14 protein-coding genes are annotated in these 16642 nt (G+C 68.3%); 6 read left to right on the top strand and 8 right to left on the bottom strand.

What is annotated here, in order from left to right; translation table 11 throughout:
• Nucleotides 1-237: 237 nt before the first annotated feature.
• The 4 genes from ERC79_RS22105 to ERC79_RS22090 are packed head-to-tail and all read right to left on the bottom strand — an operon-like array spanning nt 238 to nt 5300.
• A complete protein-coding gene (locus ERC79_RS22105) occupies nt 238-2223 on the bottom strand; it encodes a 5-oxoprolinase/urea amidolyase family protein (protein WP_131580483.1) in 1986 nt (661 codons plus the stop codon).
• On the bottom strand, nt 2220-2894 hold the full coding sequence (locus ERC79_RS22100; RefSeq protein ID WP_242676683.1) for an urea amidolyase associated protein UAAP2: 675 nt from the start codon (nt 2892-2894) through the stop codon (nt 2220-2222). Before ERC79_RS22100 ends, ERC79_RS22105 begins: the two co-directional genes overlap by 4 nt.
• Nucleotides 2891-3778 (bottom strand): urea amidolyase associated protein UAAP1, encoded by an 888-nt coding sequence (locus ERC79_RS22095; protein ID WP_242676682.1) that lies wholly within the window; start codon nt 3776-3778, stop codon nt 2891-2893. The genes ERC79_RS22100 and ERC79_RS22095 overlap by 4 nt, the downstream gene beginning before the upstream one ends.
• Before the next feature lies 1 nt (nt 3779).
• The gene (locus ERC79_RS22090; RefSeq protein WP_131580482.1) at nt 3780-5300 is read right to left on the bottom strand and encodes an amino acid permease; all 1521 of its coding nucleotides are present in this window, start codon (nt 5298-5300) and stop codon (nt 3780-3782) included.
• 246 nt (nt 5301-5546) lie between these two features.
• Here ERC79_RS22090 and ERC79_RS22085 point away from each other — a divergent pair, with 246 nt between their 5' ends.
• Genes ERC79_RS22085 through ERC79_RS22070 form a run of 4 tightly spaced genes read left to right on the top strand, consistent with a single transcriptional unit; the run spans nt 5547 to nt 9432 of the window.
• The gene (locus ERC79_RS22085) at nt 5547-6968 is read left to right on the top strand and encodes a putative nucleotidyltransferase substrate binding domain-containing protein (RefSeq protein WP_242676681.1); all 1422 of its coding nucleotides are present in this window, start codon (nt 5547-5549) and stop codon (nt 6966-6968) included.
• A gap of 10 nt (nt 6969-6978) precedes the next feature.
• Nucleotides 6979-7677, top strand: coding sequence for a TetR/AcrR family transcriptional regulator (locus tag ERC79_RS22080; protein WP_131580481.1), 699 nt, complete (start codon nt 6979-6981; stop codon nt 7675-7677).
• A gap of 43 nt (nt 7678-7720) precedes the next feature.
• Complete coding sequence (locus ERC79_RS22075) at nt 7721-8071, top strand: type VII secretion target (RefSeq protein WP_242676680.1); 351 nt, start codon at nt 7721-7723, stop codon at nt 8069-8071.
• A complete protein-coding gene (locus tag ERC79_RS22070) occupies nt 8068-9432 on the top strand; it encodes a hypothetical protein (RefSeq protein WP_131580480.1) in 1365 nt (454 codons plus the stop codon). The genes ERC79_RS22075 and ERC79_RS22070 overlap by 4 nt, the downstream gene beginning before the upstream one ends.
• 64 nt (nt 9433-9496) lie before the next feature.
• On the opposite strand, the gene ERC79_RS22065 is transcribed toward ERC79_RS22070, so the two are convergent.
• The 4 genes from ERC79_RS22065 to ERC79_RS22050 form a co-directional block, all read right to left on the bottom strand.
• Nucleotides 9497-12100 carry a LuxR family transcriptional regulator gene (locus tag ERC79_RS22065; protein ID WP_131580479.1) on the bottom strand — a complete coding sequence of 868 codons (2604 nt, stop codon included), beginning with the start codon at nt 12098-12100 and terminating at the stop codon, nt 9497-9499.
• An 85-nt stretch (nt 12101-12185) separates the two neighbouring features.
• Nucleotides 12186-12767 (bottom strand): hypothetical protein, encoded by a 582-nt coding sequence (locus ERC79_RS22060; protein ID WP_131581453.1) that lies wholly within the window; start codon nt 12765-12767, stop codon nt 12186-12188.
• A gap of 34 nt (nt 12768-12801) precedes the next feature.
• Nucleotides 12802-14082, bottom strand: coding sequence for a histidine--tRNA ligase (hisS, locus tag ERC79_RS22055; RefSeq protein WP_131580478.1), 1281 nt, complete (start codon nt 14080-14082; stop codon nt 12802-12804).
• 15 nt (nt 14083-14097) lie between these two features.
• On the bottom strand, nt 14098-14778 hold the full coding sequence (locus ERC79_RS22050) for an MBL fold metallo-hydrolase (protein ID WP_131580477.1): 681 nt from the start codon (nt 14776-14778) through the stop codon (nt 14098-14100).
• A 160-nt stretch (nt 14779-14938) separates the two neighbouring features.
• On the opposite strand from ERC79_RS22050, the gene ERC79_RS22045 reads away from it, so the two are divergent.
• Together ERC79_RS22045 and ERC79_RS22040 are read left to right on the top strand one after the other, a co-directional pair.
• Nucleotides 14939-15802, top strand: coding sequence for a peptidylprolyl isomerase (locus tag ERC79_RS22045; protein WP_131580476.1), 864 nt, complete (start codon nt 14939-14941; stop codon nt 15800-15802).
• Entirely contained in the window at nt 15802-16596 is a 795-nt protein-coding gene (locus ERC79_RS22040; RefSeq protein WP_131580475.1) for a peptidylprolyl isomerase, read from the top strand. Before ERC79_RS22045 ends, ERC79_RS22040 begins: the two co-directional genes overlap by 1 nt.
• Nucleotides 16597-16642 lie beyond the last annotated feature (46 nt).

Here is a 16642-nt window from a genome sequence, read left to right as displayed (position 1 = left end):
CCCTGCTTCGCACGTCCCATGCCTGAACCTTCCGTCGGGTATTCAACATCACATCTGGAGATTGGGGGACGGTAGCAAATGCTGGGGTCCACAATGCAAGATTCGTGCCACACACTCGGGAACAGCGGGGAAAGAGAGGGGAAATCCCCCTATGTGAAGGAGGGCGACGGGCACAGGTGGCACCGGCGCGCGGCAGGCCCGGGGCGCTGCGTATGCCGAGCGTCGCGGGCCAACACGTCAGGTCCGCTGGAACTCACCCGCATCCGCCCACCGCCCCCGCTCCGCCCCGAATGCGACGGACTGCGCTGCCCGGAACCTCGTGATGGACTCGTCGTTCGCAGCGAGAAAGGCCTGGTGGTCGGCGAGCGAGAAGGTGCCACCGGCGATCTCGATACCACCGCCGCTACGTCCGGCAGCCAGGTCGGCGCGCAGGTCCAGCAGTTCCTCAGGATCGACCGGGTACCAGGAGATCCGATCGAAGAAGCGCAGCAGCCACGGTGTCCCTTCCTCGAACGGCCCCGACGACTGCGGGTGCCGGTGATTCCACACCTGAGTGGTGCGGCCGACGAACTGGTAGCCGCCGGGCCCCTCCATCCCGTAGATGCACAGGTACGCGCCGCCGATGCCCACCGCATTCTCCGGCGTCCATGTGCGCGCCGGGTTGTACTTGGTGGTCACCAGCCGATGCCGCGGATCGAGCGGGGTGGCGACCGGCGCACCGAGGTACACATCACCCAGCCCCAGCACCATGTACTCCGCACCGAACACGGTGTCGAACACGTCGCCGACCGAGTCCAGTCCGTTCACCCGGCGGATGAACTCGATGTTCCATGGGCACCATGGCGCGTCCGCACGGACACCGTGCATGTACCGCGCGATGGCCTCACGCGTTGCCGGGTCGTCCCAGGACAGCGGCATCCGCACCGTCCGGCTCGGCACCACCAGTTCGTTTGCGGCGGGAATCGTGTCCTCCACCTCGGCCAGCAGCCCCAGCAGGGTCGACGCGGGCAGCACGTCCGGGTCGATCCGAACCTGCAGCGACCGGATTCCCGGTGTCAGGTCCAGCAAGCCCGCCGGCCGATCCTGTTCGAGCCGTTGGTGCAGCGCGTGTACACGCGCCCGCAGCCCGAGATCCAGCGACATGTCGCCGTACTCGACCAGGACGTTGTCGTCACCGGACCGGCGGTAGGTGACCTCGGTGTCACCGTCGCGGCGGGCGATGACGCCGTCGTCGCCGTCCCCGCCCGTCGAGAGAACGGTGGGCAGGGACGCCCGCCTGCCGACCCCGAGTTCGCGGGCCGACGCCGCGTGGGCGGTCCGGACCGGCACGAACCGCACCGTGTTGCCGGGCGCGAGCTGGCCGAGCTTCCACCGGTCCGCCGCGACCGCCGTCACCGGACACACGAACCCGCCCAGGCTCGGTCCGTCCGGTCCGAGCAGGATCGGGGTGTCGCCGGTGAAGTCGAGGGAACCGACCGAGTACGCGTTGTCGTGGATGTTCGACGGGTGCAGCCCCGCCTCGCCGCCGTCGGTTCGTGCCCACTGCGGCCGCGGTCCGGTAAGCCGGACACCGGTGCGATCGGAGTTGAAGTGCACCTCGTAGTCGGTGCGGTAAAGCGTGTCGATATCGGTGCGGGTGAAGAACTCCGGTGCCCCGTGTGGGCCCTCGGTGACCGCGATCTCCCACCGCACCGACAGCGCCGGCACGGACTCCGACGGAACCGGACGCGATGGACCGGCCGGCGCGTCGCCGAGCGCCAGAGCGTCTCCCTCACGCAGGGCCCGCCCCTCGTGCCCGCCGAAGCGGCCGAGGGTGAACGTCGATGCGCTGCCGAGGAACTCGGGTACATCCAGGCCTCCTGCGACCAGGACGTAGATGCGCATTCCAGGGCCGGCGACCACGCCGACGTCGAGCACTCCTCCGGCCGGTACCCGCACCGGACGCCACTGCGGCACGATGGCTCCGTCGACGGTCACCCGCGTCGGCGCACCCGTCACGCACACCTCGGTGGCCTCGTCGAAGCACAGGGCAGGACCGGCCATGACGGCCTCGAATCCCGCTGCCCCCTCTGGATTTCCGAGGGCGACATTGCCCAGCCGAAACGACAGGTCGTCCATCGGTCCCGACGGCGGGACCCCGATCTGCCAGTAGCCGGTACGTCCCGGGTAGTCCTGGACCGTCGTCCCCATTCCGGGCCGCAGTACGGTGCACTTGACGGTCACGGCCGCACCTCCGTGGTTCGGGTGGGCCGAGTCACGATCATCCGGACCGCGGTGGGATCGAAGCCGTTGCACGGGTTGTTGATCTGCGGGCAGTTCGAGACGAGCACCAGGACGTCGACGTCGGCCCGGAGCGCTAGCCGCTTGCCCGGCGCGGACAGCCCGTCGACGATGCCGAGGGCACCGTCGGGATCGACCGGGACATTCATGAAGAAGTTGATGTTCGAGACGAGGTCACGTTTGCCGAGACCCCACCGCGCACCCTCGATCAGGAAGTTCTCGACGCACGCGTGCTGATGCCGGGTGTGATGGCCGTACCGCAGGGTGTTCGACTCCTGCGAGCATGCGCCGGCGACCGTATCGTGATTGCCCACCTCGTCGGCGACGATCGTCATCAGCGCGCCGCCGTCGTCGGCGCGTAGCACGGTACCCGTGGTGAGAAACAGATTGCGCTGTGCGGCAACAGTGACCGCGGCCGAGTACCTGCGGGCGTGGTCGGCGGCGTCGTAGATCAGAGTGTCGACGGCCTGATTGCCGTGCAGGTCGACGATCGTCAGGGTGTCGCCCGATGCGACGACGGTCGACCACGGCGCACGCGGGTCGACGATCTCGTCCAGCACGACCGTCCCAGGAAACAGCGCCGACGAGTCGGCGGTCGGTGTGGGGATCATCATGAGTCCTTTCCGGGGTTCAGCGCGACGCCAGGGTTCAGTGCGACGCCAGGGTTCAGTGCCCCCCAGGCGTCGTCGGTGTTCAGGACCGCCCGGTGGTGTTCGGGATCGGCGCTCGGCAGCGAATCGAGGTTCTCGGCGGCAGACCACGCGAGCACTTCGAGCGCGGATGTCGAGAATTCAGGGGCGGGATCGAGCGGATGGGCGGTGTTGGCGATCAGCACGATCAGCGGCAGATGCAGGAGCAGTTCCACGTAGGCTCCGGCAGCGGCACCACCGATACTCGTCAGCGCTCCGTCGGACTCCACTCGGACACCGTGGAAGAACGACACCGACGCGGGCAGATCCCGCGGTTCGAGTCCATGCTTCGCGGCGGCCAGCGTGAACAGTTCCCGCCCGGCCGGCGACGCCGAGTGCACTGCTCCGGCGCCGTACTTCGCGGTGTTTGCGGCGATGTTGGTGGTCCCGCACAGCGCATCGTGTCGGCCGGAGGTGTCGGCCACGACGGTCGCGAGAACGCGTCCGGCGTCGGAGAGCAGCGGGTGCCCAGCGCCGATGTACGCCTGCCACGGCACCTTGACGGTGTCCGCGACGTTGATCCGCTCCCACGGCGCGTCCGCCCGGTAGAGCAGCAGGTTCGCGCAGGCGGCGCCGTCGATGTCCCGCAGCCGGATCCGGGTGCCGCGCGCGAGCACCTTCGAGGTGTACCGGCCGCCGGGAACCGTCTCGGCCCAGGTCAGGCGATCGGATGCGACCCCTTCCGGCGGTGTGGGCCACGCCGACGCCGGCAGGACCGGCATCGAGTCGGTACGAGTGCCCGCCTGGGCACGCGCGTGGGCACGGGCTCCGGACGTGCTCGAGGTGGTGGAGTGGTCGGTGGTGGTCACATCAGGCTCCGATCGTGACGGGGTTGGGAACGGCCTTGCCGCGGGGGTAACAGAGGGCTCCGACGACCACCGCGGCCACCACGGTGATCGGTGCGGCCCACTGCAGGATCGGGAATTCCCCGGTGGGGTTGAAGATTTCGGCACGAGGCCAGGACAGGTTGACGACCATCGCGATGCCGTACGCCACCGCGGCGATGTTCACCGGGATCGCGAAGATGCCGAGCGAGAACAGCTTTCGTCCTTCGGCGTCGACCTGCGGACCACCGTTCGGCCAGCCCTTCAGGCGTCGCACCAGCAGCGGTACGGTCACCATCAGGTACGCGAGGTAGATCAGCACGATGCATACGCTGGACAGGGTCGTGAAGATCGCGGAGTTGCCCACGTTGACCGCGAGAACCGCGACACACAGCACTCCGATCAGCACCGACGGCGCGATGGGGGTGCCGGTGCGGCCGTTGACCTTCGACAGCACCCGGCTGGCGGGGAGCCGGCCGTCGCGGGCCATCGAGAACATCAGGCGTGAGGCGGCGGTCTGGATCGCAAGGGTGCAGACGAACACCGCGATCGCGACATCCACCAGTAGCAACGTTCCCCACGGCGAACTCAGGATCGAGGTGAGGACGTAAGGCAGTCCCTCGACGGCAAGGTGTCCGTCGGTGAGGCTAGGCGCCGCCATCAGCGCGCCGACGATCATCAGACCGCCGCCGAGCGCCGACACCGACAGCGCCAACCGGATCGTGCGCGGCGCGACGCGGCGTGGGTTGCGGGTCTCCTCGGCGAGTTCACCGGCCGACCCGAAACCGACCATGACATATGCGGCCATGAGGCCCGAGACGATCCACGCCCAGATGTAGCCGGGTTGGGTGCCCGCGACGCCGGTATCGAACACGACGTCCGGACCTCGCTGCGCATGGGTGAAGAACATGCCCACCACCGCGATGACCCCGATGATCTCGCAGGTCACGCCGATGTTGTTGATCCGCGACATCCAATTCACGCCGACGCAGTTGATCGTGGTCGTGAGCACCAGCAGAACGGAACCGAGCAGGACGGCGTTCGCGGCGCCGCTCGGCGACGTCAGCGCCGGATCGTCTCCGACGATCTGGAAGCCGCTCCAGATGGACGGGAGCACCACCTGTAGTGCGATTGCCGCGGCCGACGCCGTCACGATCTGCGCCAGGATCATGAACCAGCCGGAGAACCAGCCGACGATCTCGCCGCCCATGCGCCGTGACCACTGGTACACCGCACCCGAAATCGGATAGCGCGCAGCGAGTTCGGCGAAGCAGAGCGCCACCATGAACTGGCCGAGGAAGACCACCGGCCAGGTCCAGAAGAAGGCCGGTCCGGCGAATCCGAAGCCCAGGCCGAAGAGCTGAAAGATCGTGGTGAGAATCGAGACGAACGAGAAGCCCGCCGCGAACGAGGCGAACTTCCCCAAGGAACGATGCAACTGCTGTTCGTAGCCGAACTCGGCCAGGTCGCCCTGGTCGGTCGACGGTGTCGTCACGGTGGTCGTCATGAGCTCTCCTGCAAGCGGCGGAAGCGGCACCGTCCGGCTGCCCCGGGATCCGGTTTCTGTCGATTGACAGTTTTCCGGCGGAGATCGCGCTGCCGATGTCGTGCACGTTGCCAACGTGAGTCCAACCAGCCGCTTCCGATTTCGTGCCCGTGTCGTTCGTTACGGCGTCATCACCGACGACTCACACCCCCTGGTCCCGGGCCCGGCACACGCCCGTCCCGGTCCGACGCTGGCAGGATGAACACCATGAACGGACCCCGGATCACGCCCCCGGCACGGGTGGTGCAGGATCCGTCGATGCGCCCCGTGGGCGACCTTCTTCGCGGTCCCACCCCCATGTGCCCGGCCCATGCCACCGTCCGTGACACCGCCGAGACCATGGCCAGCTCACGCCGCCGGTCCGTTCTGATCCCGCTCGGCGACGGAACGCATGGGATCGTCACCCAAGGCGATCTGACGCGGCGGGTACTTGCCGCAGGTCGCGGTCCCACGACGCCGGTCGGCGCGGTGATGACCGCTCCGGTACGGACCTGCCGCGCCGACCGACTCGGCGCCGACGCTCTGATGGACATGCTCGAGCACGGAGTCCGGCAGCTACCGGTGCTGTCGGCACGCGGAGAGTTGCTCGGTGTGGTCGAGGATGCCGACCTGCTCGGGACCGCTGCACGCGGAGGATTCCTGTTGCGTGGCAACATCTCCCGTGCCACGGATACCGATGAGCTGGTTACGGTGGCGACACGGATCCCCGCACTCGTTCTGGGGCTGCGGCAAACGCGAATGGCTCCGCTCGACGTGAGCGCAATCCTGTCCGTCATCATCGATGCCACCGTCACGCGGGCACTCGACCTCGTCACCGAGGCGGCCGACTTCACCTGGCTGAGTCTCGGCAGTGTCGCTCGTCGCGAGGCGCTGCCCGCATCGGACCTCGACACGGCGATGATCCGCCCCGACCGATCGGACTTCGCGGAGTTTGCCGAACTCGCCCAGCGACCACATGCACTGCTTGTTCGCTGCGGGCTGCGATCGGACGCCAACGGAGCGGTCGCCACCCGGCGACGGTTCTCCCGCACCCAGGACGAGTGGATTCGGGCCACGGAAGCGTGGATTCGAGACCCGTTCCACGATCGCGGCTTGGTCATGCTCTCCTTGCTGCTCGACAGCCGAGCGGTGGGCGGCGACGCGGATCGATCGCTCACCGAAGCCGTCGCGGAGAAGCTGCGCGCGCATCCGCGAGCGATGCGCCTGCTGCTCCGAGAGGCGGTAGCCGAACCGGCCCGCCCGCACCCGCTGCGCCAGATCCTGTCGCGGCGCAGCGGACCGGTCGACCTCAAGGCACACGGCGCAATGCCGGTCATGAACATCGCACGGTGGGCCGGCATCTGTGCCGGGGTCACGGACCGGTCGACCATCGTCCGTTTGCAAGCGGCCGCCGGCACCGGTCTACTGCTCGACGACGACGCGCGGGTGCTGTCGGAGTCGTTCGACGTCGTGCAGCAGATCCGCCTGCGCCACCAGTGCGAACAGCTCGAGCAGGGACTCCCGATCACCGACGAGGTCGATGTGGACACCCTCACACCGCTGTACCGCAGCCTTCTGTCCGAAGCGGTCCGCGAGATCGCCGGAGTCGGGCGCCGGCTCTCCTACGCGGAATCAGCCGGCGCCTGGTAGTGATGGACACATGACGACAACGGGAGCCGGACGCCCGAGACTGTCGACGCGAAAGCGCCCGGGAGCCACCGCACGGGACGAGATCCTCGACGCAGCGGCCGAGTTGTTCACCACCCGCGGATTCACCGGGACCTCGACGAGGACGATCGCCGACGCTGTCGGCATCCGGCAGGCGTCGATGTATCACCACTTCGCGACCAAGGACGACATCCTTGCCGCGCTCCTGATCGGGACGGTCTCGGCACCAGCCGCGTGCGCCGATCTGCTCCGCGAGCGATGCGACGATCCCTTCGTCCGCATCTACGCGCTCATCCTGTTCGACGCCGGACAACTGGCCCGTTCCCATTGGAATCTCGGTGCGCTGTACCTGATGCCCGAGGTGCGCACCGAGCGGTTCGCCTCGTTTCGAACGCAACGCGGGGATCTGATGCAGCGCTACGCCGACTTCGCCCGCGATGCACTCGCCGCAGTCGGAGCGTCCGACGTCAGTTCCGGTGTCCTGGAACTGCCCTTCCGGCTGGCCGAGTCGATGATCAGTGCGCGCTCCGACGCCACGGCAACGTCGTCTGTTCCGGCGCTGACCCCGACCGCCATCGCGGACGCGGCGTTGCGAATCCTCGGGTGGACGTCGCCCACGGCAGAGATCGCCGACCGCGCGAATGCCCTGCTCGCAGAGCTGCAAGAGAGTTGTCCACAGCCCGGAACGTGACCATGTCGAGCCTGACCGCCATTGGGCTACAGTGGAATCCGAGTTGACTGATTGGGGGGTCATCATGGACGGGTTTTCAGCCGTACCCGATGAGATTCGCACGTACGGGGACATCGCAACCGAGGCTGCCGGACAGATCGCGGCCGCAGGAGGATTGGATATCGCGACGAGCGTCGCCGCGCTGACACCGGTGTTCGGCGCGATCGGCGCCGACTTCCTGACCACGTCAGCGGCCACGCAGACGGCACACGTGCAGTCCGTTGCCGCGCTGGCGAACGTGTACGCCGGAACCGGTTCGGTGGCACATGCCGTCGCCGCCGCATACGACACGGCCGAGCACGGAACCGGCTCGATTCTCAGTGCCGCACGGAATGCATTGGGGGGCAATGTATGACAACATCACCGACCGATTCCGGCGAAACCGATCGGCCGACGGTTCTGGATCTGCTCCAGGCCTCACCTGTCGGGCCGGTACTCGATATGCCGGTGCCGCGCACACCCATGGAGGCGCTCCAGAACTCGGCTCTCGGCCCGATACTGGAGACACCGTTCACCGAGATCGCGGCGGGCGCCCTACCATCCCTTCCCGACCTACCACCCCTTCCCGCGCTACCACCCCTTCCCGCGCTGCCTCCGCTCCCGGGTATCGAACAATTGCTGCAGCCGATTTCCGACCTCGCGAGCGCCTTCGGCACCGGCACAATCGGCGGGTTCGATCCCACATCGCTTCTCCAGCAATCGTCCTCCATCATCGACACGGCGCTCTCGATGAGTGTGGCGGGCCTGAACGCCCTCGATCAGGCGTGGCAGGGACAGGCGGCGATCGCCGCACAGTCACAGGGCCGGCAGGCCCAGGTCAGCGGCGAACAGCTCAGTCAGCGCGGCCGGGACATCGCGGCCGTCACCCAGGACGCGGCCGGTTCGGTCTCGCGCGGGAACGCCAAACTGGCGGCGGTCGCCGAATCGTTTGCGGCGACGGTGGTCGCCGCTGCCCCGGTGGCACTGACACCGCCCGGTCAGACCCTGCTCATCGCGGCGGCGGCCGATCACCTGCAACGCGCCCTCACCGTGGTGGCCGAGACCCGGGCAGAGCTCGCCGGACACACGTCCGCAATGGCCGCACTCGGCGCGGAGATACCCCTTCCGATCGCACCGAGTCCGGCGGCGGGACTCGCCCCGACCGGACCGCCCGCACCGATCTCGGTCGCGAGTGCACTGCTCGAGTCCGTCGGCAAACCGCTGATCGCCTCGGTCACACAGGGATTGAGCGATACGGTCCCGGACCAGACCCGGGCCGCTGGAGCGTCAGGATTCGCCGCCGGAGCCGCGGACCTCGGGTCTACCGTTCCCGCAGTCCACCCGGGTGGTGGCGCTGGAGCGGCCGGCACCGGTTCCGCACTACCCGGTTTCCTCGCAGGCGCGGGTGGCATGGCCGTCGCGGCGGATTCCCCGAAGGCGTCGTCGGCATCGCAGCCATCCGTCGGCGGAACAACCACGCCAACACCCCTCACCTCGCCGAACGCCTCGGGCACAGCCACAGCGACAACGGGACCTTCGGGGCTCGGTCCCGGCGCGATGACGGGCTCCGGTTCGCGCGGCGGGTACGACGACAACGTCGACCGCGCCGCGCCGGACTACCTCCTCAGCACGACGGCGACCAACGCGGTGGTCGGCGACCTGCCGTTCGTCGCGCCAGCGGTGATCGGCGGCCTCGAACCCGACGAGTTCGACGACACGGACTTCACGAGCCGCTGATCTGCGCGGTCGTGACGAATTCGGCTGCCGGAACAGGGGCTTCGTCACGATCGGTCCGTCGCAGTCACACCTGGATCAGTTTCGCCAGTTCGCTCCGGTGGCTGAGGGCAAGCTTCTCGCACGCCCGGTAGATATGGCCCTCGACGGTGCGTACCGACAGCACCAGCCGGCGCGCGATGTCCTTGTTCGACAGCCCGCGGCCCACCAGAGTTGCGACCTCACGCTCGCGGTCGGTGAGAGGCAGCGGACGTGCGGCCTTCGCGAGCGCGGGCGTCGCCGCTCCGTCACAGCGCGACGACAGCCAATGCGCCTTCGCAGCGGCAACGAGTTCGCCGCGGCGATCGTTCGACCGCGAGTACGCGGTTGCTGCCTGTGCGTACATATCGGCCGAGGCGAGCAGAGCCCCCACCCGCTCGAACTCTGACGCCAACCGGTCGAGCGCCGGCCCGTCGGCCTTCGCGAGCGCCCGCGCTCGACGCGCGGCCACCCTCGAGAAGGGCCCGTCGACGAGGGTGGCGAGTTCGTCGAGACGGGCGATCGTCGAGTAGTCGCCGAACGTGGTCGCGACGTCGAGGGCGATGGCCTCGACTGCGAACTGCCCCGATTGGGCCGCGAGATCCGCCGCCCGGCGGGCCGCGTGAACGGCTGCCGACACCTCCCCCTCGGCTCCAGCCACCCAGGCGCGCGCGACGTCGAGCAGGGGATCGAAGAAGGCGAGTTCGGGTCCTGCCTGCCGCTCCGCGATAGTCAGGGCGTCGGCTGCCTCAGCGGCCTTGCCCTGTGCCGCACGGACCTGACACAGGCTCACCGCGGCAAGCAGCATCCATTCCGAACGCGTCTCGCGATCGAGGACCGCCAACGCCTCGGTGAGGTGTTCCGCAGCGTCGTCGAGCCGTCCACTGGTCAGCTCGACCACCCCGGAGGCGACATCCGCGAGGGCGGCGCTGTTCGGTTGTCCGGCGGCGAGCGTGCGATACCGATCCGCGGTGGCCTGTGCCACATGGATCCGCCCGACCAGTGTCAGTGCCAGTACCTCGAAGTAGCCAATATGGAAACGCAGCAGACCGTCACCGTGCGAGATCGCCTCCCACGCTGACGCCGCGAGCGCTGCAACCTCGTATCCTCGCCCCGACACTGTCAGCGCCGCGACTCCGGCGAACACACCACTCGCCCTCGCCCACGGGTGCGCCTCCGGAGCGGCCTCGACCTGACGGGCCAGCGAGATCGCCTGGACCGGTTGCCGGTCGTACAGGCGCAAAACGGCGTCGAGCGCCACCACCGAGACCGCGAGCACCGAATCGGTGATCCGTCCTCGCTCGCGCTCGAACAACTCGACAGCCTCCCGCGGGCGGCCCGCCTCCAGGTACAGGCTCGCGACGCGGGTCAGCAGCCAGCGCGCCACGTCGTACTCGCACAGATCGTCGGGGTCGACGGCGTCGAACACCTCCTCGGCCTCGTCGCCGCGGCCCTGCCACATCAGTGCCCGCCCCAGCGCGAACGACGCGTCGAATCCGCCGCCCAACCGGACAGCTGCGCCCGCGAGCCGCGCGCCCAGTTCGAGACTGGCCATCGCAATCGCGTCCTCTGCGCCGCGCACCAACAGTTCCGGATCGGGCTCGATGCCCGACTCGATCGCGAGCTCAGCGATTCGCATCGACGTCACTACCCCCGGATCCGGCGATTCCCGCAACACCTCGACCAGCCGACGCTTGATGCGCTGCGCCGCGAGCACCCCGGCACGGTCGCGGATCACCTCGCCGAACAGCGGGTGCGCGAGGCGAACCACGTGCGCATTGCCGACATCCCGGATCCGAACCAGATCCATACGCTCGGCTTCCTCGATCGAGCGGCGGCTCACCAACTCGCTCAGCGCCTCGAGCTCGAGCGGCTCACAGAACGCCAGGTAGTCGACCACCTCGAGCGCATCCGGCGGGGTGCGTGCAAACCTCGTCTCGAGGAGCGATGCCAGGGCAGGTGACACCGCAGGTCTCCCCCGCAGCTGCCAGATTCCGCCGGACTGCCGGAGCGTTCCGCCGTCGAGCGCACCCTCGACGAGATGGCGCAGGAACAGCGGGTTGCCCTCCGACGCCTCCCAGATGGCGTCGGCGCTGAAACGTTCGACCGGTGCGCCGAGCACCGCGCCCAGCTCGTCGTCCATCTCCGCGCGGGTGAACGGCTGTACGACGACAGGAGTGAGATGACCGTCCTTCCAGAGTGCTTCGATCGCACTCGGGACCGCCGCCCCACTGCGCACTGTGACGACCAACCGCGCGTCGCGGCCGACCGCCAGTTGATGGACCAGCCCAGCCGAGAACTCGTCGAGCAGATGCGCATCGTCCACCCCGACGATGCCGACGCCGCCGTCGGCGGCGACGCCGTCCGCGGCCAGCACCTCCCGCACCGCCCGCAAGGCGACAACCGGGTCGCGTGATGTCGTGCGCGCCAGATGCGGCGCGAACGCACCGAGGGGGATGCCCTGCGTGGACTCGGTGCCGACGATCCACCGCGCATCGCCGGCGAGTGACCCCACCAGCTCCCGGGCCATCGTCGTCTTCCCGACGCCCGCCGCACCGACGAGCACCACTCCGCACGACGTGCCGTCACGGAGCAGTTTCTCTGCGTCCTCGAACGCAGCCTTACGGTCCAGGACGGGCCAGAGACCGACCATACTTCGAACGATAATCCTGCAACCGGGCGCTGCGAAGGGAACAGCCGAAGCCGCAACCGGGGAGTTACCGCACGGTCAGTCCGTGTCAGGTCGTCAGTGACGCGACTTCCTGATCCGTGAGCGTGGTCTGCGGCACCCGACCCGCATCCCGCGCCAACTCGACCGCCCGGTACAGCGGGCGCTCGACGCGTCCCGCACCGCGCGCCTCGGCGCGGAGCTGTTCGATCAGCACCGAGGCCGCCGCTGCCGCAGGAACCAGCTCACTCGCGGACAGGGCATCGGCCAGCTTCCGCAGCCCGAGCACCTCGATCTCACGCCCACCGCCGTCCGTGTACAGCGCCAGAGGCACCGTCACCGACTTCCGCCCGTCGCCGATGCGGATCGCGACCTGGCTGATTCGAGCCGACCGCACCGCCAGCTCGACAGTGGCCGCCTCGGCAACCTCCACCGCTCTGTGACGGATCCCGTTCGACGCGTGGATCCGGGTGCCGTCCAGCCAGATTCGACGACGCGTGGCAAGCATCGCCGACACTGCGGTCGGCAGGCCGATCACCGCACCTACCACCACGGCGATCGACGGAGCGGCGAACAGCGCCACCACGCCGCCGACCACAACGCCGAGCAGGATCGAAACCACTGCAATCCTGCGCATACGAGGCGCCAGCATCGAGGCTGGGATCAGGTCGATAGCGTACTCGCCCTCACTCGCTGGCAAGAATCGAACCGATCTGCGCGACAACACCTTCCATGGACATCGACTGCTGCTCTCCGTTCCGGAGGTCCTTCACTGCGATGGTTCCCGCAGCGAGGTCCTCGTCGCCGAGCACGAGGGCGAGCACGGCACCCGAGCGGTCGGCCGCCTTCATCGAGCCCTTGATGCCGCGATCGCCGTACACCATGTCGACGCGGATACCCGCAGTACGCAGCTGGTGCGCGAGCTTCACCATCTCGGCCTTCGCGGTCTCGCCCAGCGGCACCCCGAAGACCTCGCAGCGCGCCGGGTTTCCGGCCGTCTTACCCTCGGCCGCCAGCGCGAGCACCGTCCGGTCCACACCGAGACCGAATCCGATCCCCGACAGCGGCTGACCGCCGAGCTGCGCCATGAGGCCGTCGAAGCGTCCTCCGCCGCCGATGCCGGATTGGGCACCGAGGCCGTCGTGCACGAACTCGAACGTGGTCTTGGTGTAGTAGTCCAGGCCGCGCACCATGCGCGGGTTGATGACGTACGGCACACCGAGCGCGTCGAGGTGCGCGAGCACCTGGTCGAAGTGCACCTTGGCGCTCTCGGAGAGGTGGTCGAGCATGAGCGGCGCGTCAGCCGTCATCTCCTTGATGTGCGGACGCTTGTCGTCGAGCACGCGCAGCGGATTGATCTCTGCGCGGCGACGGGTGTCCTCGTCCAGATCGAGCCCGAACAGGAACTCCTGCAGGCGCTCCCGATACTGCGGACGGCAGGTGTCGTCGCCGAGCGAGGTGATTTCGAGGCGGAATCCGTCGAGTCCGAGTCCGCGGAAACCGGCGTCGGCGATGGCGATCACCTCGGCGTCCAGTGCCGGATCGTCCACGCCGATCGCCTCGACACCCACCTGCTGCAGCTGCCGGTAACGACCCGCCTGCGGGCGCTCGTAGCGGAAGAACGGGCCGGCGTAGCTGAGCTTGACCGGAAGCTGGCCGCGGTCGAGGCCGTGCTCGATGACCGCGCGCATCACACCGGCGGTGCCCTCGGGACGAAGCGTCACCGAACGGTCACCCCGGTCGGCAAACGTGTACATCTCCTTCGAGACGACGTCGGTGGACTCGCCGACACCGCGGGCGAACAGCCCGGTGTCCTCGAAGATCGGCAGCTCGATATGCCCGTAGCCTGCCAGACGCGCCGCGCGGGTCAGCCCGTCGCGCACGGCGACGAACTCCGCGGACTGCGGTGGAACGTAGTCGGGAATGCCCTTGGGGGCCGAGAAGGTGCTGACGCCTGACTTACTCACGATGCTTACTTTTCCTTACTGGGAGGCGGTCAGTCCAACGAGGAACGGGTTGGCGGCCCGTTCCTGACCGATCGAACTCGAACCACCGTGCCCGGGCAGAACCGCGGTCCTGTCGTCGAGCACGAGCAGCTTGCGCGCGATCGAGCTCAACAACTGCTCATGGTTTCCGCCGGGGAGATCACTGCGACCGATCGACCCCTGGAACAGCGTGTCCCCGGTGAGCGCCACCTGTAGCGGGCCGTCATCGGTGAGAAGTTCGGTGCGGAACACGACCGAACCCTGGGTGTGGCCAGGGGTGTGGTCGACGACGAATTCGATTCCGGCGACCTCGAACTCGTCACTGTCCGCGAGCTCGATCACACTGCTCGGCTCGCGGAACTGCATGCCGGCAATGAACTGATTCATCTGCGGGCCGATGCCACGGCTGGGGTCGCTCAGCATGTACCGGTCCTCAGGGTGGATGTAGGCCGGGATCGCGTACCGCTCGCACACGGGCTCCACCGACCACGTGTGGTCGAGATGGCCGTGCGTGAGCAGCACCGCCTTCGGCTCGAGCTCGGACTCCGCGAGGAACTGCGCGAGCGGTTCCGCCGCGTCCTGGCCGGGATCGACGACAACGCACTCTTTCAAGTCGTCCTGAGCGAGGATGTAACAGTTGGTCTGGAACATCCCTGCCGGGAATCCGGTGACGAGCACGGCGACAGCTCCTAAAGTACGGGTCCTTACGGGTCAATACAGCCTAGGCTGCCGTCCCGCCAGGATGTTCTCAGGTTGGAGTGGCAGACTCGAGCCGGCTCACCGGCGGTGACGGGCGCCACTGAACGCAGCGATCGAAACATACGGGAGGACGACTGCAGTGCCGAGCAATGAGCAGCGCCGTGAGGCGGCTAAACGAAAGCTGGAACGCCAGCTCGAACGGCGCGCCGCACGCGCTCGCAAGCGCAAGCAACTGACGATCGCCGGGTCCATCGTCGGTGTCATCGTCGTTGTGGCCGTCGGAGCGGTCGTGGTGACCCTCAGCGGCAAGGACGACACCAGCTCCACCGAGAACACCGCGGCATCCGAGACACCGCAGCCGGGCGTCCTGCCAGCGGGCCGCGCAGAACCGCTGCCGAACCTCGTCAACTGCACATACACGCCCGGCGGCGACCCGGCTCGCCCCAACACACCGCCGCGCACCGAAGGCATCGACACCACCGTCGCCACGGTCAGCGCCAGTGTCGAGACCACTCAGGGCAACATCGGGCTGACGCTGGACAACGCCGCCGCGCCCTGCACGGTCAACAGCTTCGTCAGCCTCGCATCCCAGGGCTACTTCGACAACACCCCCTGCCACCGGCTCGTCACCAGCCAGGGCCTGCAGGTCCTGCAGTGCGGCGACCCCAGCGCCACCGGCGCCGGCGGCCCCGGCTACCAGTTCGCGAACGAGTTCCCCACCGACCAGTACGCGCCGGGCGATCCGGCCGCCCAGATGCCGGTCACGTACCCGCGCGGCACCATCGCGATGGCCAACGCCGGCCCCGACACCAACGGCAGCCAGTTCTTCCTCGTCTACGGCGACTCGCAGCTGCCACCGCAGTACACCGTCTTCGGCACCATCGACGAGACCGGCCTGCAGACCATCGAGAAGGTGGCCGCAGCCGGAGACGACGGATCCGTTTCCGCAGGCGGCGGCAAGCCGAACCTGCCCATCGACATCAAGAGTGTGAGGCTCGACTGATGAAGCGCACAACACTGGCAATCACCGGCCTCGCTCTCGGCGCGGCACTCGTGCTGACGGGCTGCTCGAGCGACAACGAAAGCTCCGAATCGGCGAGCACGAGCTCGTCGAGCATGTGGACCACTCCGGCCGCGCCCAAGATCGACATGTCGCAGTACGCGGCACTGCCCGCCGTCCCCACACCGGCGTCGCCGACGGTCGACTGCGGCTACGCACCCGCAGGCCAGGGCGCGAAGACGGTGAACGTCCCGAACGCGACCGGAGTCTCCGACGAGGGCACCGTGAACGTCGCCCTCACCACCACGGCGGGACCGATCGGGCTCACGCTCAATCGCGTCGCGGCCCCCTGCACCGTCAACAGCTTCGTGAGCCTTACCGAACAGGGCTACTTCGACAACACCCCCTGCCACCGGCTCGTCACCGGCCAGGGCCTGCACCTCCTGCAGTGCGGCGATCCGACCGGTCGCGGCAGCGGCGGGCCGGGGTACCAGTTCGCCAACGAGTACCCCACCAATCAGTTCGCCCCCGGTGAACCCGCCGCGCAGAGCGCAATGGTCTACCCGCGCGGCACCGTCGCGATGGCCAACGCCGGCCCGGACACCAACGGCAGCCAGTTTTTCCTCGTCTACGAGGACTCGGTGCTACCCCCGCAGTACACGGTCTTCGGCACCATCTCCGACGAGGGCCTGGCCACCATCGGGAAGGTCGCCGCGGCTGGTGACGACGGATCTATGCCGGCGGGCGGCGGCGCCCCCAACATGGCAGTGAACATCGAGACCGCCAAGGTCGGCTGACACACCACGAAAGCTGAAGGTGCCCTTGATGCGCGCACAGCGCATG

The sequence above is a fragment of the Rhodococcus sp. ABRD24 genome (genome assembly GCF_004328705.1).
Taxonomy (GTDB): Bacteria; Actinomycetota; Actinomycetes; order Mycobacteriales; family Mycobacteriaceae; genus Prescottella.
Note: the sequence above shows the minus strand (reverse complement) of the source record. Positions and strands in the feature narration are given on the sequence as shown.